The sequence below is a fragment of the Halosaccharopolyspora lacisalsi genome, assembly GCF_014137975.1.
Classification (GTDB): domain Bacteria; phylum Actinomycetota; class Actinomycetes; order Mycobacteriales; family Pseudonocardiaceae; genus Halosaccharopolyspora; species Halosaccharopolyspora lacisalsi.
This window is the reverse complement of sequence record NZ_JACGWZ010000008.1, coordinates 142,464-166,786: the sequence shown is the minus strand read 5'-3', so window position 1 is coordinate 166,786 and position 24,323 is coordinate 142,464. Positions and strand designations below refer to the sequence as shown.

The 24,323-nt window shown below is 68.4% G+C and carries 18 protein-coding genes; 5 read left to right on the top strand and 13 right to left on the bottom strand.

The features are described from left to right. Positions 1–88 precede the first annotated feature (88 nt). The 5 genes from FHX42_RS23705 to FHX42_RS23685 form a co-directional block, all read right to left on the bottom strand. Positions 89–2,185, bottom strand: a complete 2,097-nt coding sequence (locus tag FHX42_RS23705) for an ATP-binding cassette domain-containing protein (protein ID WP_182546672.1) — start codon at positions 2,183–2,185, stop codon at positions 89–91. Next, the gene (locus FHX42_RS23700) at positions 2,185–4,287 is read right to left on the bottom strand and encodes a cysteine peptidase family C39 domain-containing protein (protein ID WP_182546671.1); all 2,103 of its coding nucleotides are present in this window, start codon (positions 4,285–4,287) and stop codon (positions 2,185–2,187) included. Before FHX42_RS23700 ends, FHX42_RS23705 begins: the two co-directional genes overlap by 1 nt. A 68-nt stretch (positions 4,288–4,355) precedes the next feature. Beyond that, positions 4,356–4,517 carry a hypothetical protein gene (locus FHX42_RS23695; protein WP_182546670.1) on the bottom strand — a complete coding sequence of 54 codons (162 nt, stop codon included), beginning with the start codon at positions 4,515–4,517 and terminating at the stop codon, positions 4,356–4,358. 2 nt (positions 4,518–4,519) lie between these two features. Beyond that, the gene (locus FHX42_RS27555; RefSeq protein ID WP_182546669.1) at positions 4,520–5,944 is read right to left on the bottom strand and encodes a SagB/ThcOx family dehydrogenase; all 1,425 of its coding nucleotides are present in this window, start codon (positions 5,942–5,944) and stop codon (positions 4,520–4,522) included. Positions 5,945–5,962: 18 nt separating this feature from the next. Then, entirely contained in the window at positions 5,963–8,245 is a 2,283-nt protein-coding gene (locus FHX42_RS23685; RefSeq protein WP_328796701.1) for a TOMM precursor leader peptide-binding protein, read from the bottom strand. A gap of 338 nt (positions 8,246–8,583) precedes the next feature. Here FHX42_RS23685 and FHX42_RS23680 point away from each other — a divergent pair, with 338 nt between their 5' ends. Together FHX42_RS23680 and FHX42_RS23675 are read left to right on the top strand one after the other, a co-directional pair. Next, entirely contained in the window at positions 8,584–9,816 is a 1,233-nt protein-coding gene (locus FHX42_RS23680; RefSeq protein WP_182546667.1) for a glycosyltransferase, read from the top strand. A 31-nt stretch (positions 9,817–9,847) separates the two neighbouring features. Continuing rightward, complete coding sequence (locus FHX42_RS23675) at positions 9,848–10,840, top strand: metallophosphoesterase family protein (protein WP_182546666.1); 993 nt, start codon at positions 9,848–9,850, stop codon at positions 10,838–10,840. 191 nt (positions 10,841–11,031) lie between these two features. On the opposite strand, the gene FHX42_RS26875 is transcribed toward FHX42_RS23675, so the two are convergent. Beyond that, positions 11,032–11,367, bottom strand: coding sequence for a hypothetical protein (locus FHX42_RS26875; RefSeq protein ID WP_182546665.1), 336 nt, complete (start codon positions 11,365–11,367; stop codon positions 11,032–11,034). On the opposite strand from FHX42_RS26875, the gene FHX42_RS26870 reads away from it, so the two are divergent. The 3 genes from FHX42_RS26870 to FHX42_RS23655 all read left to right on the top strand — a co-directional run bounded on the left by FHX42_RS26870 (position 11,336) and on the right by FHX42_RS23655 (position 12,903). Then, positions 11,336–11,662 (top strand): DUF5753 domain-containing protein, encoded by a 327-nt coding sequence (locus FHX42_RS26870; protein WP_235987841.1) that lies wholly within the window; start codon positions 11,336–11,338, stop codon positions 11,660–11,662. The genes FHX42_RS26875 and FHX42_RS26870 overlap by 32 nt on opposite strands. Further along, a complete protein-coding gene (locus FHX42_RS23660; RefSeq protein ID WP_235987839.1) occupies positions 11,659–11,859 on the top strand; it encodes a DUF397 domain-containing protein in 201 nt (66 codons plus the stop codon). Before FHX42_RS26870 ends, FHX42_RS23660 begins: the two co-directional genes overlap by 4 nt. 225 nt (positions 11,860–12,084) lie before the next feature. Beyond that, on the top strand, positions 12,085–12,903 hold the full coding sequence (locus FHX42_RS23655) for an ESX secretion-associated protein EspG (RefSeq protein WP_182546663.1): 819 nt from the start codon (positions 12,085–12,087) through the stop codon (positions 12,901–12,903). A gap of 64 nt (positions 12,904–12,967) precedes the next feature. On the opposite strand, the gene FHX42_RS23650 is transcribed toward FHX42_RS23655, so the two are convergent. From FHX42_RS23650 to FHX42_RS23620, 7 genes are all read right to left on the bottom strand, one after another. Next, the gene (locus tag FHX42_RS23650) at positions 12,968–13,534 is read right to left on the bottom strand and encodes a DUF2017 family protein (RefSeq protein ID WP_220480781.1); all 567 of its coding nucleotides are present in this window, start codon (positions 13,532–13,534) and stop codon (positions 12,968–12,970) included. Between the two features lie 148 nt (positions 13,535–13,682). Then, positions 13,683–14,954, bottom strand: a complete 1,272-nt coding sequence (locus FHX42_RS23645; RefSeq protein WP_182546661.1) for an NAD(P)/FAD-dependent oxidoreductase — start codon at positions 14,952–14,954, stop codon at positions 13,683–13,685. Beyond that, positions 14,951–15,376, bottom strand: coding sequence for a GtrA family protein (locus tag FHX42_RS23640; RefSeq protein WP_235987837.1), 426 nt, complete (start codon positions 15,374–15,376; stop codon positions 14,951–14,953). Before FHX42_RS23640 ends, FHX42_RS23645 begins: the two co-directional genes overlap by 4 nt. Continuing rightward, positions 15,363–16,391, bottom strand: a complete 1,029-nt coding sequence (locus FHX42_RS23635; RefSeq protein WP_328796700.1) for a glycosyltransferase family 2 protein — start codon at positions 16,389–16,391, stop codon at positions 15,363–15,365. Before FHX42_RS23635 ends, FHX42_RS23640 begins: the two co-directional genes overlap by 14 nt. Then, positions 16,366–19,560 carry an arabinosyltransferase domain-containing protein gene (locus tag FHX42_RS23630; RefSeq protein WP_235987835.1) on the bottom strand — a complete coding sequence of 1,065 codons (3,195 nt, stop codon included), beginning with the start codon at positions 19,558–19,560 and terminating at the stop codon, positions 16,366–16,368. The genes FHX42_RS23635 and FHX42_RS23630 overlap by 26 nt, the downstream gene beginning before the upstream one ends. A gap of 242 nt (positions 19,561–19,802) precedes the next feature. Next, entirely contained in the window at positions 19,803–20,642 is an 840-nt protein-coding gene (locus tag FHX42_RS23625) for an LGFP repeat-containing protein (RefSeq protein WP_182546658.1), read from the bottom strand. 396 nt (positions 20,643–21,038) lie between these two features. Further along, positions 21,039–24,125, bottom strand: a complete 3,087-nt coding sequence (locus tag FHX42_RS23620) for an arabinosyltransferase domain-containing protein (protein ID WP_235987833.1) — start codon at positions 24,123–24,125, stop codon at positions 21,039–21,041. Between the last annotated feature and the right edge of the window lie 198 nt (positions 24,126–24,323).

Below are 24,323 nucleotides of genomic sequence, written 5' to 3'. Positions count from 1 at the left end.
GGCCGTTCTGGCACTCACACCGCCAAAACGGCCCGTTCACCACGACGCGGGGGCTTCCCAGCCGGACGATGTGAGGGGAAAGCATCAGTCAGACGTCGTTTCGGCCGTCGATCCGCTGTCCTTCCGTGAGCCGTTCGAACGGCGATCCCGGCTGTTCCAGCAGTGCGGCGCTGTCGCCCTGTTGGATCAGTTCGCCCCGGTCCAGTACCAGAATCCGGTCGGCGGCGCCGACGGTGGACAACCGGTGTGCGATCACGATCCTGGTGCAGCGCAGCGCGGCGATGTTGTCGGCGATGAGGCGTTGGGCGGGGTTGTCGAGGGCGCTGGTGGCCTCGTCGAGCAGCACGATGCGCGGCTCGGAAACCAGTGCGCGAGCGAGCATGATCTGTTGGCGCTGCCCGCCCGACAGACCGGCACCGCCTTCGCCCACGACCGTTTCCATGCCCATCGGCAACCGTTCGATGTCCCCGGCGACGCCGACTCGGCGCGCTGCTTCCCAAGCGTCCTTCCGGGAGCTCCCGCTGTCACCGATGATGTTGTCCGCGATGTCGCCGGGCAGGAGCGAACCGTGCTGCAGCACGACACCGCACTGGCGTCGCACGGCGGTCACGTTCAGCTCGGTGAGATCCTGTCCGTCGTAGCGCACCGCTCCCGCCGTCGGCCGGTCGAATCCCAACAACATGCGCAGCACCGTCGATTTCCCGCAGCCGGTCGGACCGACGATCGCGACGAACTCACCGGGATCGACCGAGAACGACACGTCCCGCAGTGCCGGCGGTTCCGTTTCGGCGTACCGAAAGGACACCGACTCGAAGGCCACCGCCCCGCCGAGCTCACCGGGGTCCGAATCCGACGGTGTGGTTTCCGGTTCGGCGTGCAGGACCCCGAGCAGATCGGCTGCCTCCGGTTCCGGGCGGCGCAGCGTCGACAATGCCGTGGTGCCGCGTTGGGTCGCTGCCAGCGCCAGGTGCATCGCGATGAAGAAGGTGAGCAACGACCCCGCGGGGACTTCGCGCGCGGCCGCGAACACCACCGCTGAGGACACCAGGGGAAATCCCGTGTTGAACACCGTCAGGCCGTCCCGTGCTCGCTGGACGTCCTGAGCCCGACGCCTGGTTTCCAGGAAGCGACTCGTCCAGCGCTCGAAGGCGCGTCGTTGCGCTCCGAAAGCTTTCAGCACGGAGATCCCGCGCAGTAGTTGTCGTGCTGTGGCCGAGGCGCGCCGTTCGGACTCGCGCAGCGTCCGCTCGGCGGCGGTGATGCGGCTCTGGACCACCAGGCACACCGTCGCCACCGTCGCCACGAGGCAACTGCCGAGCAGGGCCAGCGCTGGGTGAACCACGTACAGCAGGAGCAGGTTCGCCAGGGCGCACAGCAGGGTGGTCAGTGCTGTCATCATCTCGCCGAGCGCTCTGTCCGGCACCGTGCCGAACCCCGGCGGGCTGCTCCCGGACGGTCTTCCGGCCGTCGAGCCGGTGAAGAAGGAGGCGGGCAGGGAAAGCAACCGGTCCCACACGGCCGCCTGCACGACCGACTCGGCCCGCCCGCGCAGCCGGAGCGCAGAGATGTTGCCCACGGTGGTCAGCGCGGCGAGCACGAGCGCCGTCACGATCACCAGCAAGCCCGCCGGCACCAGTCGATCAGGCTGCGCCTGGTGCACCAACCGGCTGAGCAGGGCCCCTCCGAGGTAAGCGACGAACACGCTGATCAGCGCGGTCGCCACGGCGGTGGCCACGATTCGCAGCACATCGCCGCCCGCACCGCGCAGGCCGAATCGCACCAGCGAACGGATCGAGTTCGTCCCGGTGGGCAACGGCCGGTACAGCATCGTGGCGCGTTCCCGTAGTCGGGCCGCCGTGGTCGCGGTGACCGGCACCGACACGCCTTCGCCCGCGATCACGATCCGGTAGCCCCGACGGGCCGGCAGCAGGGCGACCGGAGTGTCGTCGTCCTTGCGATAGCCGATCAGCGGACCGAGGTCGTGGCGCCACCACGAGTCCTCCAGCCGCACCGTGCGTGTTCGGATGCCACGGGTGCGGGCCATTCGTGCCGGAGAGGTGTGTCCGGGGTCTCCCGCGGCCTCCGGTGAAGACACCGCCGTACCCATGTGGTCGCTCACCAGTCGAAACGCCGCGAAGGCCGCCGTGGTCCCCGCGGTGGCGGGGTCGATGTCCGGTGGTGGCATCACGAGGCCGCGATCAGATCGACGTAGGGGCCCGGCTTCTCGATCAGGTCCTCGTGGCTGCCCCGCTGCACGACACGGCCGCCGTCGAGCACGATGATCTCGTCGGCGTCGCGCACGGTGGACAGGCGGTGTGCTATCACCAGGACACCGCACCCTCGGAGCCGGAGGTCTTCGACGACGGACTTCTCGGTCCGCGTGTCCAGCGCGCTGGTCGCCTCGTCCAGCACGAGCAGCGCCGGGTCACGCACGAGCGCTCGTGCCAGCGTGATGCGTTGGCGTTGCCCCCCGCTGAAGTTGTGGGCACCTTCGGCCACCGGGGCGTCGATGCCTCCCGGCAACCGCGAGATCGTTTCGGTGAGCGCCGCTGCCCGGAGCGCTTCGGTCACGGCCCGGTCGGTGAGGGCGTCATCCCACAGGGTCACGTTGTCGCGGACCGTGCCCTCGAAGAGGACCGCTTCCTGGTCGACGTAACCGAGTATCTCGGTAGCGGGCTCGTTCGTGGTGCCACCCACGACGAGCTCGCCGGACCAGGGTTCGTGCAACCCGGCGACCAGCTTGCCGATAGTGGACTTGCCACTCCCGGAGCCGCCCACGAGGGCCACCTTCCGTCCCGGTGCGACCTCGAAGGACACGGCTTCGACCGCCGGGGCCTCCAGCGGCGCGTACCCGAAGGTGACCTCGTGGACCCGCAGGTGGCCACGTGTGCTCGCGGGGACGGGAGACACCGGGGATTCGCCGAGGACCGCCACCGGATGCCGCTCGACGTCGTCGATGCGCTCCAGGTCGGCTCGTACCGTCCGGACCCGTTCGGGCAGGGCGTCGATCCGCGCCACCGGATCGTGCACGCGGTGCAGCAGGACGACGCAGACGACCAGCGCGCCGACGGTCAGTGAACCCGAGCGCGCGTGCGGCCCGCCGATCAACAGCACGAGACCGATGCCGGCCACGGCGATCATGGGCGGAATCCCGGTGAGTGCGGTGGTCAGGCGGCCGAGACGCTGTTCGCCGGTGGTCACCTTGGCCCGGAACCCCGCCCAACGAGCGAAGGACTCGGACTCGGCTCCGGAGGCCTTGACCACCTCGATGAGCCGGAGGATGTTCGCGCTGGCCGCCGTGAGGTTCCCCCTGTCGGCGCGCAACCGCGAGACGCTGTCGCCGCGACGCCGCGCGATCCAGCGCAGCACGGCGACGTGCAGCACCGTCACGCCGATTCCCGCGATGCCGAGCAGTGGGTCGATGGCGAGCACCACGGTCAGGCAGCCGACGACCAGCGTCGCGTCGACCAGCGCGTCCACGCGCTCACGGGAGAGGAACTCCGCCACCGTGGTACTCGCCGACAGTCGCCTGTCGAGCTCGCTCGGTCTGCGCTGGGCGAAGAAGTCGATCGGCAGCCGTAACAGGTGGTGCAGTAACCTCGTCGACCGTTCGCGCGCGTGTCCGGCCGCCGCGAGTCGCAGGCACCGCGTCCGGATCCAGGCGAGCACGAACACCGCCGCCGCGATGAGCAGCATCGCCCCGGCGACGCGGAGGAAACCCCGGCCTTTCGGCAGCGCGGAGCCGAAGAAGGCCCCGAGCAGGGCTGCCTCGGCCAGCCCGGCCACCACCATCAGGAGTCCGGCCACGAGACCGCCCACGGCCGCCAACCGCGGGTGTGGCACCGGTCGCGGTATCCAGCGGTTCGAACGCCGAATCGGTTCGAACTCCTCGGTCACTTCGAAAGTCAGCGCCACGCCGGTGAAACCGGAGTCGAAGTACTCCCAGGAGTACACGCTCCGTCCCACGGCCGGATCGTTGACCACCACCTCCCGCCGACCACGGCTGCGACGGATCTCCTCGACTACCAGGAAGTGCTGGAAGGCCCAGTACACGACGAGGGGTTTCGGCAGCGTGTCGAGTTCCTCGGGTTCGAGCTGGAATGCCTGGGGACGCAGCCCGTAGCGGCGCGCGGCGGCCATGACGCTCGCCGCGCGCGCACCGTCCCGGGAGGCTCCGCAGAGCGCCCGCAGCTCGTCCAGCGCGACGGCCCTGCCGTGGTGTCCCAGTACCATCGCCAGCGCTGCCGCCCCGCACTCCAGCGATTCCATCTGGATCACGGTGGGCACGCGCACCCTCCCACGACCGGGGAAAGCGCGTTTCGGGATCGTGCTCGTGGGCGGATTCCGTGGTGGACTCACCATCCGGCACCCCCGGTCAACAACCAGATGCCGACCGCGACGCAACCGAGCACGACGACGACCCACGTCACCCACCCGGACGGGGCTGCCAGCCGTACGACGGTGTCCAACTCGTCGAGCTGGCGCTTGCGTCGGTAGGCCTTCATCCGGAATCGCACGGTCAGCTCCTCGGCGCGGCGGAACCGAGGACGAACTCTCCGACGCTGCCTTCGGTCGCGTAGTCCAGGCCGCTGGCGCGCGCGAACGTTTCGGCGTCGCCCCCGCCCAGCGCGCACGGTGCCAGCCCCATGGAGGTCGCGACCAGATACATCGTCTGGTACACCACGCCCACGTGCTTGAGGATCAGCGCGTAGCTCATCCCCTCGTATTTGCGCATCACTCTGCCGAACCTCGCGGTGATCACCACCACTACCTGGGGCGGCGACGACATCAGGCCCGACAGCCGGGCGGTCTCCACGAGCGAGCTCACGGCCGCGTCGTCCCCGTCCACGCGTTCGAGCGCGTGATCGGCGGTGGCGTAGTGCCACAGCCCCGGCTCGACACCCTCGCAGGCGGTGATCAGCGGGTAGAACTCGAGCTCGTGCAGTGCCCCGCCCGCCGGGTAGGGGCGGGAACCGAGTTCGTCGTCCTCGACGGTGAGCTGGTCCTTGGTACGGACACACCGGTACAGCAGTTCCCCGAGCCCGGCCGCCGACAGGGGAGCGGTGTCGTCGTGCTCCCGGATCGAGCGCCGCCGTTCGATCGTCTCGGTCAGCGACGGGTCGGTGGCCGAGATCGCGTCCAGGTCCGGGGTCGGCAGCGCGACCCGTCGTCCCCCTGAAGCGGGGGGCACGAACGGCAGCGGGGAGAAATCGTCGACCAGCGGGTAGGTGCCCCCGTACCCCGGGGACAGGCGCTGCCCCCGGCTTCGGGCGTGCTGCCACAAGTCCGGCACCGACCACTGACGCAGTGCCATCGTCCCGGTCTCGGGATCGCTTTCCGGACCGCCGCTGATGAGCAGCCCCGCGTCCCTCGCCATGTCCAGTACCGCGTCCACCGTCTCCGACTCGAACCGCGGTAGTCGTTCCCCCAATTCGGCGCGCGTTGCCCAGCCGGCCAGCGCGCCGAGCACACCGGCCATCGGCTCGCTCACTTCCAGGGCCAGGTGGCTGGACGGCGCCTGCGCGATCAGCTTCCCGTCCTGGGGGCGGATGGTGACGAATCGGGAGAGCTTTCGCGGCACCTCCGGGTCCGGTGCCGGGGACCGGACCAGCTTGCCCACGCCGAGCGGGCGCAGCGTGGCCAGCAACTCACCCCCGGTGGTGTACCCGTGCTCCAGCAGTCCGCCGGAATCGAGTTTGCGCAGGAACATCCGGAGGTGTAATAGGTTGTCCTCCCCGACCTCGTCCACCAGCGAGGACTCGGTCACCGGGGCTTCGGCCAGCATCCGCACCGACGCGGCCAGGGCGGTGGGCAGCGCTCCCAGCCGGACGAACCCGTTGGGGTAGTCGATCCTCCAGGCGCCCGAGCGGTCCGGATCCTCCGCGAGCCGGGCGTCACGGCGCAGTCGCAGTACGGCCCGTTGAGCTGATGTCGTGGCTGTCACTTCGGCCTCCCGGTCGGATCAGAAGAAGACGCTCTTCGGATTGAGTGATTCCGGTTCCAGCGGCTTGTCCAGCCACCCCATCCTGACCGGGACGTCGAAGAGTCTTCCCGGGCCGAGCCGCCGCCAGAAGTGCCGCATTCCGGGCACCATGACCTTCACGACCGGTAGTTCCATCTCCGGCCTGCTCTGGTCGAGGGCGATGACCTCCAGATCGTTGTCCGCCGCCCGTCGCAGGCAGGTCCGCACGTTCTCCGACATGTCGTCGCTGACGATCTCGGGGAAGTCGCCGATTCTGCGGGCGGGTTGCCGTTCGTCCGGGCACAGCCACGGGTCCTGCTCCAGCGTGGTCTCCTTCCACCACTTCAGGGTCGCCGGATCGTCGGAGAAGTAGATGGTGTTGCCCTCGGAGTCGCGCCGTTCCAGCGTGGGCAGGAACTGGTTGACTTCGGTCAGCGCGCGCATCGCGGCCATCTGCGGGTCCAGGTGCGCACCGAACCCGATCACCACGTCCTGGACGGGGTGGTTACGGCGGTGCGATACGGCCGTGAACGCCGGGATCCCCAGGTCCGCGGTGATGTCGAGCAGCCAGAGGCTCCGGTCCATCCCGTCGTAGAATTCCCGCAGCATGTCGACGTAAGGATCGTGCAGGGAGTCGAGGTCCAGCCCGGGGCGGCGCAGCCGGTTGTACCACCAGATCGCCACGCTGTCGCGTTCGACGATCTCGCTGAAGCCCTGCAGGACGGCTTCGCCGTAACTGTTCCCGCTCGCGTTGCCGTTCGAGTCGATGAGACAGAAGAAGGCGCTCTGCGACTCGGGGTGTCCGAACCAGGAGTACGCCGCGGGCACCATCCGGGGCCGCTCCCGGGACAACGACCACGCGGTGCTCCAGTCGTAGACCCGGGTGGTTTCGAAGGGCTCCGGGACGGTGTGCAGCGGGCAGTCCAGGTCCCTGTTCCAGGTGACGCGGTTGGCGTACTGGTCGTCGGACATGGTGATCAGCTCGTTGACGTGCAGCGCAGCGTCACTGCCCAGGTCGTCGTAGGCCGCTCTGGTGACGGGTTCGTCACCGCGCCACAGCCCGGAGTAGCGTTCGATCGCCTCACAGAGCGCACTCACCCGTGCCTGCACATCCGTACGGCCCTTACCGCCGCTCTGACCCCGCAGGTTGCGCTTGAGCTGGGTCATGCTGTCTTTGACCATCGCGAAGTTGTGGCCGCTGGAGTAGCTGTAGGTGATGCCGTTCTCTTCGGCGCACAGGTTCTTCAGGTGGCTCACTGCTCCGGTCAGGGGGCTGATGTGCTTTCGCAGTCGCTGGTAGGTCTCGCTCGGTGACTCTATTCGGTAACCACCGTCGTTCTTGGAACGCACGTGTTCGGTGCCGATCTCCGGGCGCGGGTCGCGTTTGGTCATGAGCTCGGGGTCGCCGCAGGCCGCACATTGCGGTTGCCGGATCAGCACGTGGGCTTCGGTCTCCAGCGAGACGGGATCGAGGGTGAGCAGCCGCCCCTCCAACTCCGTCGGATCCTTCTCCACGAGTGACAGCGTGACCTGGCCTGCGACCAGATTGGCGAGCGTGTGCTCGTTGCGCGGTAGGCTGAACCGGGATGTCTCCAGCGGCCGGGAATCGCTGCGCTGTCCCAGCAGATACCGTTCCACCTGCCGATTGCCCGCCAGCCGCTGGACGAGGCACTCCCAGCATCCGGTGTGCCCGGGGCGCAGCAACGGGCCGGCCCACAGCAGCGAACCACCCGGCTTGACGAGCAGCCACGGGTGTCGTCCGGCGAGGAACGCCTCGTTGAGCAGGGAGAGTTTCGGGTCGAGGTAGTCCTCGACGACGACGACGGAGAGGTCACCCCCGGATCCGCTGGTGTCTTCCCCGGCGGTCTGCACCGTGGCACTCAGTCCGCTGCGTTCCAGCGCGTCGGCGATCGGGGTCGTGTCCACGTTACCGAGGCCGAGGACAGTGACTTCGGACTCCGCGCACCCGCGTCCAGCCGCTGTGGGATCGACGTTCATCGAGTCCCAGAAGGCGATCTCCCGCTCGGGCATGTCGGGCCTGCCGTCGACGAGATGTCCCATCGCGGTGAGTCGACGCAACGTCGCCGCGACCTCACCGACCGACATCTCACCGGAGAGCGCCTGCGCGATGTCACCGACGGTGTGCTCTCCGTCGAGATAAGGAAGTACCTTCACGGGGCCGGAACCCTCGATCAGGTGATGTCTCCTCTCGGTTACGAAAAAGAGCTTTTCGGAACCGACCGGCTCCGACACGTAATGCGCCTTCAAGCGCGGACGGTCCATAATGCATTCCTCCAGAGTTCGGGCGATTCCCGGGAGGCCGAATCGACACCGCCACGTAGCCTGCCAGGAGTTGCAACATCGTGTAAAGACCTGGGGTCCTGCGTTGTGATCTCGAAGTATCCATTGATTTCGTGCACACCCGCCCGTCGGATGCCGCGCCGTTTTCGGGTGTTGAATATATTTCTGTACACACGGGTTTTCGGGATTGATTGACGAACCGTGTCCCGGCGCATAGCCTCGCTGTTCGCGGAGCGGCGTGTGCGAGGAACGCCACATCGGATTCGTCGAACTGAGGAAGGTCCTTCGGATCACCGGGTAATGTGAAACGAGGAGAGCGTGTGCGCGCACTGCTGCTGAGTACCCCGTATACCACCCACTTCATGCCGCTGGTTCCGATGGCCTGGGCGCTGCGGACTCTGGGCTGCGAAGTGCTCGTCGCCGGGCAGCCGGAAGTCACGGAGACGGCGCGGTCGGCCGGACTGTGCACGACGACCATCGGTGAGCGTTTCCACGGATTCGACGAGCTGCACTACCGGCTGGCTTCCGGTGAACGACCGCTACAACTGATGGGACGCCAACCTCCCGAACTGACCCAGGCGGGGACGACCCAGTGGGCGGTGCACGCGCGGTACCACCTCGCCTCGTACCTGGAGCTGGCCGAGGAGTTCGCCCCCGACCTCGTCGTCTCCGAGCGGATGGAGGCAGCGGGACCGATCATTGCCCGCAAGCTCGGAGTGCTCGCCGTCGCGCACCGCTGGGGGATCGACCCCATGGGCGCCACGGCCCGCGAGGTCGCCGCGTTGCAGCTGACCGGTGCGTGCGAACGGCTCGGGATCGGGGGATTTCCCGAACCCGACCTGCTGCTCGATCCGTGCCCGCCCGAGTTGCAGGTCCGGAGTGACGAGGTGATCCGGCCGGTCCGCTACGTACCGTTCAACGGGACGGGGGAGCGTCCCCGGTGGCGGTTCCGGTCCAGTCCGTCGGTGGGCGGACGAAACCATCGGGTGTGTGTGACGCTCGGTCGGCAGACGCTGGCCCTCAACGGGTTGCCGCTGCTGCGCAGCATCATCGACGCGGCGTCCCGGCTGCGCGACGTGGAGTTCGTCGTCACCGCCGAGGAGCGGTACTACGAGGAGATCGGTGCTGTACCGGACAACGTGATGCTGATCGAGCCGACTCCGCTCGACCTGTTCCTCGGCGAGTGCGATGCGGTCGTCCACCACGGCGGTTCGGGCACCGTGCTCAGCTGTGTCCATCACGGACTGCCCCAGCTGGTTCTGCCGCAGATAGCCGACCAGTTCTCCGCCGCGAAGACACTCCGGGAGGCAGGTGCGGCGAAGGCCCTGTTCCGGGCATCGGAGCAGGATGACAGCGCCGTGCTCGGCGAGTCGATCCGGGAGCTGCTGGACCAGCCGGAGCACGGTGCGCGGGCCCGGGAGCTGCGGCGGTCGATGCACGCCATGCCGTCACCGGCGGAGGTGGCTCGGCAACTGCGCGAAACGGTCGTCGGCCCCGATGCGGGGGAATTCCCCACTTCCGGGATCGAAAACTCCGCTCGGGTGGAGAAGTGAAATCGTAGTTCTCGTGATCCAGGGAGTCGGTATGCAACATTCCCGCCGTGCGGTTCTCGGCATGACCGGGGCCGCGATCACCTCGGCTGCCGTTCCGGGATCAGCCGTCGCGAGCACGGGACGGCGGCGCCGCCGTCCTATCACCCTCGACGTCCTGTCGGACATACAGGGAAGCGTCGACGACTTCGACACGGCGCTGGGGGAACTGTCCCGGCTCGGCCCGGTCGACCACATGGTGATCAACGGTGATATCACCAACCAGGGCCTGGAATCGGAGTACCTGAACGTCCGTCGCACGTTGGACGGCCATCCGCATCCGCCGGTGACCTACTCGATCGGCAACCGCGAGTTCTTCAACCCCGACGGCGATCCGGCTCTGATCGAGCGCTTCAAGAAGCACACCGGAATGCCCGGGGTGTATGCCGGGTTCGACGTCGACGGTGTTCCGGTTCTGCATCTGGGGACCACCGTCGGCACCTACGACAGCGGTCACTACGTGATCCTCGGTGCGGAGCAGCTGAGCTGGCTCGAACGCAACCTGCGCGATCACGCCGCCGACGAGCCGGTGCTGGTGTTCAGTCATCACGTGTTGCCCGACACCGTTTCCGGTACGTTCTCGAATCCGGTCACCAGCGCTCCGGAGGAGTATCGGCAGGACTACATGGAGGCCGAGCAACTGATGGGCCTGCTGAGCAGGCATCCCAACGTGGTGCTGTTCACGAGCCACACGCACTGGTTGTTGCAGCGCTCGGACTGGATCGGACGCCGCTCCGCACCCGGGGGTCACCGGGCGGGGTTCTGCACGGTCAACACCGGCGCCATCGGGAGCTCGTGGCAGCCGGACGGGCAGGGCTCGGAGACACGACTGACCGACAAGGACACCTCCGCGCTGCGGGTGCGGGTCCTCGGTAACAGGGTGCGGGTCGAGTCGCGCGATTTCCGGCGCCGGGAGGTGATCCGCGTCGTGGACGTTCCCATGTTCGGTGACTACCAGCCGGTCGAACTGGCGACGTACGGCTGGTAGTCACGACTCTTGCTGCCATGCTCGCCGGGACGGAGGCGGCATCCACAGCCGGGAACGGTGGAGGCCGTCGTGATGGGGTTATACGGGGATCGGTTCGGTGAGCTCGATGTGCACGCCGGGCGGGGGCAAATACGTTTCGCCGGGTTCGTTGAGGCGGTGGCGGCCGAGGTAGGGCTCTTCGGCGGGTGGGTTCAGCAGGCGGTGGAGGTCGCGTTCCAGCGGGGTGGGGTCCGGTTCGGGCCGTTCCGGCTCAGGCCACTCGGGGTCTGGTGGCCGGGCGATGGTGTCGTCGTGGGGGTCACGATTTCCCCCAAGATCGTGGGGGTGCCCCTGATCGCGTGGTGGAGCTGGGCCACGGTCAGCGTGCCGGGTCCGGCGTGGGCGTGGTGCCCGTTCCCACCGCGGACCGGCACCAGCAGCAGGAACGGGGCGGCCAGCAGTACCCCGAGGGTCAACCAGACGCCGAGCTCGTGGGCCGTCATCGACGAACAGGCGTTGGATCGTCCGATCGGGGAGGCTGCCACCATGCGTGGCAAGCTTGAGCACCTGATGAGCATGGTGGAGCTGGCCAACGTCGAAATCCAGGTTTGCCCCGTGACCATCGGTGGTCACCCGGCACTGACCGGGCCGTTCACGATTCTGCACTTCCCGATGCCGCACGACCCCGGTGTGGTCTACGTCGAGACTCGGGTCCGAGCCGTCTGGTTCGAGGAGCAGGCGGAGATCGATCAGTACACCCAGGTCATGAACCACCTTCGCACTCTGGCCGCTACCCCGGAAGAATCGAGGCAGCTGCTCACCCGAAAGCTGAAGGAGCTATGACTATGTGGTTCGAGGATCACCTGTGGTTCGAGCCCTCCCGCTCCGATGTTGATCAAGGATGCGTGGAGGTCGCCTTGACCTCGCAGGTCGTGGGGGTACGGGACACGAAGAACCGGGAGGCCGGGCACTTCACCGTGGACGCGGCCCGGTGGGGATCCTTCGTCGACGCCGTGAAGGCGGGCATCCTCGACCGGTAGGCGTCACCCCTGGCCGGACTGTCGGTGGTGCTCGCCCGCTGTCAGGTCGAGAGATCGTCGTGGTGCCGGTCGTCACACGGTTGATTTCGGCATGTGGCTGACAGGGGGAGGTCCGTCCGGCAGGATGTCCCTCGGCTTGCACGGGGGTCTGGAGGGTGCGGCAGGCGTGATCGAGGAGTACGAGGCGGTCGTCGGGATCGCACCCCGGGAAGAGGGAGGATGATCGTGGCTCGCGGACAAGTCACCCTGAGCCCGCACGCGCTGACCTACCTGTGCGAGCACTACGACCTCAATCTGCACCCGATGGTGCGCGTCGGCCGCATGCCCCGGGGCGCCGACGAGGACCAGACCAGGCAGGCGCTGGAACGGGGCCGCCGTGAGCTGATCGACCGGCGGCTGCTCGACGGGCAGGACCTGGACCCGTTCGTCGGCGACGCGATCCACCTGCTCGCCCGCCCGCCGGTGGCGGTGGGCGTGGCCGTGCGCTCCGAGGAGGGGACGAGCTTCAACGCCGTGCTGGTCGAGCACGGGCGCAGCACGGTGCAGGCCTACCAGGCCGACGGCGAGGACGCCGAGCAGGTCACCGACCTGCACCTGACCCGGCACGAGTTCGGCGGCCCGAGCGGCAACGCGGTGAACCTGCTGGGCAGGCTTCCCCAGAGTCAGGGGCAGTCGGCCAGCGTGCCCAGCGAGCTGATCGACCGGATGGCTCAGCGGTTGCGCGACCACCCCTCCGGGGGAATCCAGGCCGCGCTCTCGGCCGCCGGCGTCAAGCGCGCGGACGCGCAGGTGCTGGCGAAGGTCTTCACTGCCAAGCGCACCAGCGACGCCGTGCTGACCGTGCAGTCCTACGACGACAAGGTGCGCCGCACCCACCGGTTGCCGTTCAACCTCCAGATCTTCGTCACCGAGGAGGGCGGGTACTTCAGTCAGAAGAAGCCCGACGGCAACGGGCGGGAGTGGACCACCGTCGCCCCGGCCGACGGCCGCAAGATCTCGACCAAGCTCGAGGAGATGGCCTCCTACCTCGTCGGCCCCCGGTAACAGGTGCTCCCTCGGCGTGCGGTGACCCGGTTTCGCGCGAAACCGGGAAAGCCCACGCGTCGGATCAGTCGAAGGTGTACTCGGGGAGGGGTTGCCCCGAGGTGCGGCGCAGCCCGTGGGCGACCTTGTCCAGCCACACCACCGCGAACCGCACGGGAGTCAGCGGATCGTCCCAGTCCGCCTGGGGACCGACCTTCTCCTTGATCGGCGGCCGTCCCGGCCCCAGCACCCCGTGCTGCACGCCGTAGCCGATCCGCATGTTCAGCAGCGCCCAGTACCACGCCTCGACCTGCTCGGCGTAGCGCAGCTCCAGCGGTTCGTCGTCGGAGGGCATCGTGGACAGCACCAGCTCGACGTCGTCGAGCAGCCGGGTCATGAGGTCGGCTTCCATCCACTGCCGCAGCGTCTCGTCGGGAGTCCACCCGCACCAGTGGTCCACCAGCACGTTCAGCAGCCTGCGCTTGAGCGGCGTGACCGGCAGTGCCAGCCCCAGTTGCTCGCACAGCGGGTCGTACTCGCGGTACTCGTCGATGCGGGCGCGCAGCATGTCGCGGTAGCTCCTCAGCGAGGCGTCCAGCCAGTGGTACATCGTCGGGTCATCAAAGTGAGCGACCAGTTTGTCGTCCACCATGGAGCACCTGAATGCCACCGGAGGCCTCCCGTCGCCGGAGCACCATCAACGTGAAGCGATTCTCGCAGGTTCCGCACGCGGCCGGCGCACCGGCACCGTCGGGGCGATCTTCACGACGGTCGGTGCGCCGGCTTCGCGTGAACGGCCGTTACGAAGTTCCGTCGAGCCCCAGGCGACTCGTGACGTCGTGGGCCATCGCTATGGCGTAGCTCTGCCCCCGGTCCTGGGGATAGATCTGCGACATCGTCGCCAGGGTCACCCCGGACATCGCCGTGTTGTGGCCGGGGATCAGCGACCGGTACTCGGGCGTGACGATCGGCTGGGCGAACCCGGCCTTCGAGAAGTGCCAGTTCTTGATCCACGAGCGGTCGAAGTCCGGGTTCAGCTTGCGCAACCAGGGGATGTAGTGCTCGAGCAGCTCCTCGGGGTCGGTGGTGAACCGCCAGTCGTCGCGGTCCACGTAGTTGCCGACGTAGACCACGTGGCGACCGTCGTACTCGGAGCGGTCGACCATGTTCGTGTGCTCGACCACGGCCAGGAACGGGAAGTCGGTGTCGTTGATGTTGAGCCAGTAGTACGGGATGACGCTGCGGTCGCACTCCAGCACGAAGCACGTCGCGCCCAGGTACTGGTTGCGCCAGAGCACGTCGTCGGTGTCCGTGCCGGTCGCCTTGGCGAAGACCGGCTGCGGCACGGTCACGATGAGGTGGTCGAACTCGTAGCTGCTGTCGTCGCCGGTGCGCACGTGCACCGTGGAGTCGGGTTGCGTGATCGACTCCACCGGCTTGGAGAACTCGACCTTGCCGCCCCGTTCGGTGACCGCCTCCAGCAGCGCCTCGTAGACCTGATCGAACCCGCCGTGCACGTATCCGAGGTCGAAGGTGCGGTAGTGGATCCGCGCCCACAGCCACGCCATCGACACGTCACGCGCCCGCTTGCCGAACTTGCCGGTCAGCAGCGGGTCCCAGATCGTGTCGGTGACCCTCTTGCCCGCCCAGCGGCGCATCCAGTCCAGCGCGCGCACCGAGTTGAACCGCTGCCCGTTGCGCACCGCCTTCAACGCCGCCGAGGACGCGCCGAAGCGCAGCCGGTCGAGCATCGAGAACTTGGGGAAGCGCAGCATCTCCAGCGGCGTGCCGAACGGGTACATCCGTCCCTCGTGGAACACCCCGGTCGACGGCCGGTGGAACCGCAGCTTGGAACCGAGCCCGAGCTCCTCGACGAGCTCGATCATCGCGCGGTCGGTCTTGAAACTGTGGTGGTAAAAGCGCTCCAGCGGTGTACCGCCCACATCGATCGACGCGGCCAGCCCACCCAGCTCGGCCGAGGCCTCCAGCACCGTCACCTCGTGCCCGGCCTTGACCGCGTCGAAGGCGGCCGTGAGTCCGGTCGCACCCGCACCGACGACACCCAGCCTCATCCGAAGCTCCATTTCTTGTTGAGCGTGTATTGGAAGATCAGCACCAGCGGCAGCGAGCCCAGCTTGACGAGGTTGGGGTCCAGTCCCACCGGGCCCGCGAACACCGCCAGCAGCACGAACGTCAGCGCGATCCCGCCCATGCCCACGGCGTAGAACCGCACGAACCGCGTCAGCAGCCGATCTCGTTTGCGGAAGTTGAACAACGTGTTCAAGGTAAAACTGCTGGTGATCCCCGCCGATATGCTGATCGCGTTGGCGAGCTGCTCGTGCAGGCCCGCGACGTTGAACAGCAGCAGGAACAGCAGGTAGTCGAGGACGACCCCGAATCCCCCGAGCAGCGCGTAGAGGACGAGCTGCTTGCTCACCAGCGGGGGTCGCGTCATGGCGGGCACGTCGGACTCCGGCTCGTCAGTCGTCGTCATGCCGGATCACTTTCCGGACGATGTAGAGCGGTCGCTGCTGGACCTCGCTGTAGATTCGGCCGACATAACTGCCGATGACGCCCAGCGACAGCATCTGCACTCCTCCCAGGAACAGCATCACCACCATGATCATGGTCCATCCCGAAACCGTGACCTGCGGGAAGAAGATTCGCAACGTCACAGAGTACAGGATTCCCAGGACCGCCAGCACCAGGCTGACGAAGCCCATCCGAGTGATCAGCTGCAGCGGTGCGGTGGAGAAGCTCGTGACCCCGTCGGCGGCCAGTCGCAGCATCTTGCGCATCGGGTACTTGGTCTGCCCCGCGAAGCGCTCGTCCCGGTCGAAGACCACCTCGGACTGCTGGAACCCCATCGAGGCGACCATGCCGCGAATGAACCGGCCGCGTTCGCGGAATCCGCGCAGCTCCTCGGCCGCTCGTCGGTCGAGCAGCCGGAAGTCACCGGTGTCGACCGGGATGTCGACCTCGGCGCAGCGCCGCAGCAGGCGGTAGTAGCCGTGCGCGGTGAGCCGCTTGAACCAGGTGTCGGTGCGAGTACGCCTGCGGGCGGAGACGATCTCCGCGCCGGAGGCCCACTCGTCGACCATGTGCAGGCTGACCTTCGGAGGGTCCTGCAGGTCGGTGTCCATGATGATCACGGCGTCACCCGCGGCGTGGTCGAGCCCCGCGGTGATGGCCAGCTGGTGTCCGAAGTTGCGGGCGAAGTCCACGACGCGCACCCGCGTGTCCTCGGACGCGATCTCGCGCAGCAGTCGCAACGAGCCGTCGGCCGAGCCGTCGTTGACGTAGACGAACTCGTAGTCGTACTCCGGCCGGGTGGCCACTGCGGCGGCGAGCTCGTCGTGGAACCCCCGGATGCCCTCGACCTCGTTGTACACCGGCAGCACGTAGGAGACCAGGGAACCCGTGGTCTCCCGCTGCTGGAACTGCTGTTCGGGGATGTGTCGCTCGGCCTCCTCGCGCCTGCCGTCAGTCGCTCTCGAAGGGATACTCACCATCTCCTCCTGCTCCGCTGACGCGCACCCGATGTCGACTGACGTCGTAGCCGTCACGCTTGATGCCGTAGCTGACCGAGTACACGTGACCCCACGTCACCCCGGGCGCGCCTTTCAGTCTGCTCGGTGTCTCGAATCTCCGCGAGGTCATCGGCACGCCCGCGAACACTCCGCCCACGTTCGGGTCGAAAGCCATGGACGCTTCTCCGCGCGGTGGGCTGACCAGCAACTCGGGCCCCTCGGCCGTGCCGTTGCCGACGCGCGGGTACCGGGAGAAGCACGGGAAGGCGAAACTGATCGGCCAGTCGATCAGCGCGGAGGCGTGGCCGGCGAGCATCCGGTCCAGCCCGACGACGTCGCGCACCACGGGACCGCTGAAGCCCAGCCAGCCCTCCGGGTCCGTCGTGCCGTCCTCGGCGCGCAGTCGTACCCGGTCGGCCCCCGGTGGCAGCTCCTCGGCCTCGATCTCCAGCAGTCGCCACGGGGAGTAGTCGCGCCAGTTCCCGGGGCGCCCCTGCCGGGGATCGGCGTACGGCCGCTGCATGGGTTCGGGATCGGTGAGCGCACGACGGTCGAGCGACCGGACGCCGCCGCCGCGAGCGGTGCCGAACTCGAAGGCCAGCGTGTTGCCCCGTTCCGGGCGACCGGCCACCCACACCGACAGCACCTGGTCGTCGGTGAGCCGGGGAAGGCTGAACCAGCGCGTGCTCATGGAGCCGAGCGCACTCGGTCCACCGACGAAACTGCCCCAGACGGACGGTGACGCCGCGACGGGCGTCTCGCTCTCCGAGCGCAGCGAGCCGTCGGCCGCCCTGAGCAGGTCCGGTTCCCGGGGAGGTCGCGGGCCGGGGAGGCCGTCCTCGCCCGCGGCGAACCCGTCCAGCTCGGTGGTGCCCTCGGCGGGGCGCGGGGCGTCGCCGGAGGCCACCGGCAGTACCTGGACCTGCTCCTCGATGCCGCAGTCTTCGCCGGTGAGGCTCTTCCAGTTGGACCCGCCGACCGAGTAGCTGCCGGACATGCGCTGCGGTGCGAGCAGGAAAGTGCCCAGCAGTACGACCACGGAGGTCAGGGCGGCGGTGACCAGGACCGACGACGGCATGGTCGTCCATCCCACGCCCCGGGACTTCGAGGCTTCCCGCGCCGTTGCGGTCGCGCGCCCCCGGACCAGTCCGTAAGCGACGAGACCGGACGCACCCGCCAGCAGGATCCACGGCAGCGGACTGTTCAGCGGCAGGCCGCCGGGGCGCACCGGAGAGCTCGACCAGAGCATCCCCCAGTCCGAGTAGGACGACCAGGCGTTCGGGCCGGTGAACGACAGCGCGGCCGCTCCGGCCGCGCCGAGCGCGCCGAAGAGGCCGAACAGCCGGGCCTCCCGCCGCGCCCGCGGCAGCTTACCCACGCGTGCCAGCAGCACCACCGTCACCGCCAGCAGTGCCGAACCGACACCGGCCAGCGCGCCGAAGTGGTGCGTCCACTTCGACGGTGTCAGGCACAGGGTCAGGAAGAATCCCGCCACCGCTCCCACCAGCAGCCCCAGCCGGGGCTGGTTCGTCCGTCGGTGCACTTGCCGGATCAGGGCCGCACAGGCGATCAGCAGCGCGATGATCACGAAGAGCACCGCCAGTCGCTTGGCCGCGGAGCCCCAACCGCCGGTGCTCAGCAGTGCCGTGTAGCGGGCGAGTTCCTGGTACCAGCCCAGGCTCGGGCCGAACTGGTCGTGGATGGCCGTGGCCCGCAGCACACCGGTCAGCGTCGAGTCGGCGAACATCGCCACCACTCCGACCGAGCCGAGGCACAGCACGAGGGCGGCCCGGGCCGAGATCGCCAGTGGGCGCGGTGCCTGCCCCCGCGGGCTGAGCAGCCGCCATATTCGCGGCAGGAACACCAGCGTGGTGAACAGCACCGTGAGGCTGGTCGGCGTGACTGCCAGGGCCAGCCCGGCCGCCAACGCCGCCACGCCCAGCCAGCCGAACGGCGACTCGGTGGTCGACGAGGTCGCCTTGAGCAGTGCGGCGAAGACCCCGGCCGCTCCGAGCGCGACGAAGGGCTCCGGGCGGATGCCGACGCAGTACGGCATCCAGCACGCCAGCAGGAAAACCGCCGTGATCAGGTGCAGCGGTAGTCGGCGCGTGCCACGGCACATGGGGGCGACGATGCCTCTGCTGACCACCAGCCAGGTCAGGAAACCGATGATCACGCTCGGCACGCGCAACCACACCGGGGCCAGGCTGTACTCGGAGACCCACCGCATCAGGTGCTGCACGAGGGTGAACGGGGTTTCGGCGGCGTCGAACCACCGGTAGTAGTTGCCGATGTTCTCGCCGGAGGCGTAGCTGCGCACGGTCATCATGGCGAAGCCGTCGTCGTCGGTCAGCGAGCCGATGATCCCCCAGAGAGCGAAGACCAGGCCCATGACGGCGTCGAGCAGCAGCAGCGGCACGTTGGTGCGCACCCGTCGCAGCAGTGCGGCGGGGCGGAACAGGGCGCGATTCGGCGGCGCGTGGGCGATCAGCAGCGTCAGGGACACGGCGGCGGTCAGCAGCGCCGTGGCGATCAGGGCCGTTTTGACGGCGGTGGCCGAGGTGGCGAACCAGGAGAAAGGCCGGGCGGTGACCTTCATGCCCTCGGCGTCGGCGGGTGGCAGTCCCGTGGTGAAGGTGAAGATCTCCGGCGCGGGTTCGTCGAGCACCACCGGTTCCGCCCGGCCCAACCGCACTTCGGTGTGCGAGGAGTCCGCTCGCACCGTGATGCGGCAGTCGGCGGGCAGCGGCGGTAGCGGAACCTCCCGCTGACCCAGGAGCAGGTGCAGTTCGTTCTCGACCGCGGTCAGCGCGAGTCCGTCGTGGTTGCTGCTCGGCGGCGCCGTCCGCAGGATCGTGGTGGGGCCGGGGGCGTCCAGACCGGAGCGGATCACCGGACAGGGCACGGTCGCGTGCATCGAGGCCGGGCGATACGGCGTCAGGAACGCCGTCGTGGACGCGGTCGGCTCACCCGTCGCAGGCCAGTGCACCTCGGTGCGCTCGTTGATCACAGGGGCGAAGGGCAGCGCGAGCGCGGCGAGAAGTCCGAGCACGCCCACGCACAGCGCGACGACGTTGCTCCTCCGCGACGCGTCGCTCCGGGGCCGACGTCGGAGTTGGGGATGAGCTGCCTCCGCAGGCAAGTCCATTGTGGACTCACTCCGGTACTTCACTGATGACGCCCTCGAGGATATGTGGACATGTTCGGGTAGCGCGCGATTCCGATTCATTCCACACATCCGCGAGGGACCGTGTCAAATATTTTTCGCCTTTCCGGTGGGACGATCGGCGATCGTGCCCTGCTCGTGACCGCCCCGTTGTGCGGAATTTCTTCGCGCGATCGGAGGCGGACGGGTCCGATTACCGCCCGCCTTCGATCATGCACTTCTCGTTACTCGGAGGAGTAGCGGTGAGCGGTGGCGATTCCCGTGGACGCGTTCCAGGTGATGAACCCGCCCTGGAAGTCACTGCGCTTGCCGCCGGGAATGTCGTACTCGTTCGAAGTGGGGAATCCCAACCAGGAGTCCTCCCAGCCGAGCTGCGCCCACTCCTCCCGGATCGTGCCCTGCACCGAGTGCGCTCCGGTGTCCGGGCTCCAGTACACCGAGGCACCGCTGCCGTCGGCCCCCAGGAAGTGGCTGAACACGCCGGGCTTGTGCGGGGTGTCGGCGGTGGTGGTCGTCGGGTAGCTCAGAAAGCCGGTCTCCCAGCCGTGGTCACCCCAGAACTGCTGCACCGGCCCCCAGGTGCCCTGGGCCCCGGTGTAGCGGGTCCAGTAGATCGAGGCGGTGCCGATGGCGTCGGTGCCCTCGAAGTAGTTGAACCGGCCGACTCCGTCCGGAGTGGACAGCTCGTCGGTGACCGGGACGCCGTAGGTATAGTGGGTGCCGACCTCGGTGTACTTGTCGGCGATGGCCCCGTGCGTCTCGTGCACCCCGGTCGAGGAGGTGTGATACATCCACCCGTTCTCGAACTGCCGGTAGGAGATCTCCCCGAGATCCTGCTCGGAGTCCACCGGGGGGCCCAGCACCCGGCGCAGCTCCGGGTCGCTCCAGTATCTGCGGTCGATGGGTGTGAGCTGTCGATCCTCCTGCTGGGTGACGGTGGTGCCGTTGTCCGGGGCCGTCGTGTGCGCGTTCGCCGCAGCTGCCGGTGCGGTGAGCGTGAACGACAGAGCGGCGGCGGCGGAGGCCGCGAGCACCGAGCTGACCAGTTGGCGTTTCGTCGTCAAGGCCGATCCCTTTCTCCGGTCGTGCTTGTCGTCTCCACATTTGTTCGGCGTCGGGTGATCCGCAGGGCGAAGTGCCGTAGTTCACCACTTCGTGTGACTTCTGGGAGATCTTGTAACGGAACAACGTTCCCCGGTATCAAATCGTCCACAGGAGACTGTTCGATGGCTTCCGTGCGAAGGTGTCTCCGCTTCGTTGGTGGCGACACCTCCGATGATGCGGTTTCCTTCGAACTCCTGGTGCGCGAGGACGTTCGCCGTTCTCGAACAGCGGTGAGAACGCGGATCGCACGAAAAGCCCGAGATGCGGGGGTGCATCCCGTTACCTTTTCGTAGTCCGCGCGGGAGACCGGAGTGGGGCGGTTTCGGCGAAAACCACCCCACCCGCAAGAATTCTTCTTAACTGTCGCTGGTCGGTTCCTCGACCTGAGTGCCCGCGTTGTTCTCGATGTTCGGGTAGTCGTTGTCGGCCAGGGTGGGAAGCCGCTCCCAGCCCCAGCGGACGTTCTGCTCGACGCGGAGGTCGTAACGACCGGTCGGATGCGGGTAGTCGATCGCGAACACGTGTCCCCACGGCTTACGCGGCGGCCCCTTCGGGTGCAGCTCGGCGTGGAGTTCGGTCTGGGTCCAGGAGCGCGCGGTCTGCATCCACGCTCCGCCCCAGGTCAGGTTGCTGATGTTGTCCGGCCACCCCGGCGGCAGCAGGTCGTCGACCGTCATGCGCACCCGCGGCGTCTCGGTGATGCCGTTGTCGATGTCGACCTGGTTCACGCACGGCCACAGCCCCGCGGCGATGTGGTTGGCCAGCACGGCCTTCCCGGAGGTCAGCTCGGTGATCGGGCGGGCCGCGGTGAGCTCGGGTTCGGCCACCGTCACCCAACTGTTCGCGCCGGTGACCCGGTCGGTGACGACGACCCGCACGGCCCCGGGGCGGTCGGCGGGCAACGGCACGGACAACTGCTGCCACTCGTGCGGCGGCCGTCGCAGGTCGGAGGCCGGCGATTCGCTCGACGCGACCGCCCACCCGTCACCGGAGCGCTGTCCGAACTGGACCTCCACGCCCTGGTTGGCCAGGCTGCCCGCCACCGGAACGGTCACGTGGGTGCCCGTCGTGGACTTCGGCAGGGGATACCAGCCGGTGGTGACCTGACCGGTCCCCGTGGTGGTGCCGTCGGGAAGGTCGTCGTGCCAGACCTTCACCGGCCGTGGCCACGGATCTGCGCTCACCGGCAGCGGGCGATCGTTTCCGAAGTCGCCGGCGGTGGCCGGTGGCGTGGCCGGGGGCAGCAGCTGCTTCTCGGCGGGAAGCTGCACCCGCACGGCATCGGACAGCCCGCACCCGCCGCCGAACATCGACCGCACCCCGGAACGGGCGACCGTCCACCCCGGTGCCTGACCGATCGGCGCGTAGGCGAACAGCGCCACCATCAGCAGGACGGAGCCCAGCGACGCGGCGGAGACCACCGCTCGGTCGGGCGTGACCAGCACCAGCTTTCCCCGGGACCTGCGCCAGGCCCCCCAAGCCCACGCCAGTGCCGCCACCGCCAGCCACGGCGCGGGATTGCGCAGGTAGAGCTCCGAGATGTGCGGAGCCGTGTTGTTGGTCGTCAGGTCCGGATCGAGGTGGTTGCCGAAGCGCTGACCCGCGTCGGTGAACGGAATCCACCAGTTGGGGCCGGCGTAGCTCAACGACACCGTGCCCACCAGCGCCAGCAGGCTCGCGCCCGTGAGCATCGGACCCGCGCGCCGGGGCAGCGGGGAGCGCAGCAGTACCGCCGCCAGCAGCACGGTCGGTGCCGCCGCCACCGCGTGGAAGTGGTTGACCCACTTGGTCGGGCTCAACGCGATGAGCACGAGCGCCACGGACGTGGTGATCGCGCTGACCAGCACCAGCCTGCGGACCGGATCCCGCCCCGTGCCGCCGCGCCCGCTGGACAGCGCCACGACGACCAGCACACCCAGCGTCAGCAGCACCGGCAGCCGGCGCGCCCACGTGGAGGAGTTGATCAGGGTGTCGTAGTGGACGAACTCCTCGTACCAGGCGAAGGACAGGTAGTACCACTGGTGGACGTCGATGGCTTCGAGGGCGTCGCCCAGGGTCGCGTCGGCGAAGCCGATCGGAACGACCACCGTCGCCGAGGCGACGGCCAGCGTCACGGCTCCCACCCGTGCCGACCACGACTGCTGGCGCAGCCAGCGCACCAGCCAGGGCAGGCTGAGGAGCAGCGGCGCCGCCGCGACCACGCCCGAGGGCGAGGCGGTGACCGCCAGCGCGGCGCAGATCGTGGCCACCGCCAGCGCCCCGATCGAGTGCCGCAGCACGGCCAGCTCGGCGAACACCAGCGTCGCCGCCGCGCACATCACGATCACCGGCTCCGGCCGCAGCGTCACCCCGTAGGGCAGGTACCAGACCAGGAACGCGACCAGCAGTGCCCACGGCACCGTCCGCATCGTGCCCGCGCGCCCGAGAGCCACGGTCATCAGGACACGCAGCAGTGCCCACGTGGCCAGCCCGCACAGGGTGGGCACCAGTCGCATCCACCACAGCGACCAGCCACCGAGCTCACCCCAGAGCTGCAGCATGTACTGGCTGAGCACGAACGGGTTCTCGGTGACGTTGAACATGTAGACGAAGTTGCCGATGTAGCCGCTCTCGCCCGCGTTGCGCGCCATCATCAGGTACCAGCCGTCGTCCATGTTGGCCGGACTGAGGAACACCCACGCCGCGGCCACCAGCACCATCACCGCGTCGGCGGCACCGGGACGGGGCAGTCGTGGAGTGCGGGACGGCCGAGGATCGCGCCAGCGCCGCCAGGTCACGACGAGCAGGGTGGCCAGCGCGAGCCCGTGCGCGGTCAGCAGCACCACCTTCAGCGCGGTGGGACGGGACTGGTAGCGGGCATCGGTGTGCAGCTCGACGGCCAGGCCCGAGGCCTGCGGCATTCCCTCGGCGTCGGTGGCCAGCTCGGCGACCTGCGGCGGCAGCAGTTCGGGAGCGCGCGCCAGCATGTCGCCGTCGCGCAGAACGCGCACACCGTCGGAACCGGCCAGCACCCGGTAGGTGCATCCGCCGTCGGGGATCGGTTCGGTGAAGACCTCTCGACCGGACATCCGGAACAGGACTTCACCGCCCCGTGCGGAGACCTCCATCCCCGGAGCGCCGTTCGGGCGCGTGCTCAGCGCCGTTCCCCCCTGGGGGGAATTCGCGTTCACCGCGCGCAGAGTGGTGCACGGGACGTGCGCGTCCAGGCTCAGTGGACGGTACGGCGACAGCGGAAGCACGGTGGACGTGGGCTCCTGCCCTGCTTCCGGCCAGGTCACGACCGGGTCGTCGGCGATGACCGGTGCCAGTGCGGCGGAGATCCCGAGCGCCACCGTCAGCGCTGCCAGCGCCGCGATCAGCCAGTTTCCCCATCTCGATCGTTCCTTCGAGGACAGGCTTGATGGCGGTGGTATGACTCCCATACTGGAGAAATCTGCCGCCATACGAGTGAGGTTAACCGTTACAGAGTATCGATCGCATCACGATCTGTGAGGGTTCGTGGCTTTGTTCCTTGCGGGACGCCTTCCTCGGTGGTCACAGCGGTGCTCGGCGTGCCGATCAGTACGGTCCCGACGGAGCGGACGACGGGCCGTAGAACCCCTCGGGGATCCGGGAGGTCCTACGGCGACCGGTCGGGCCAC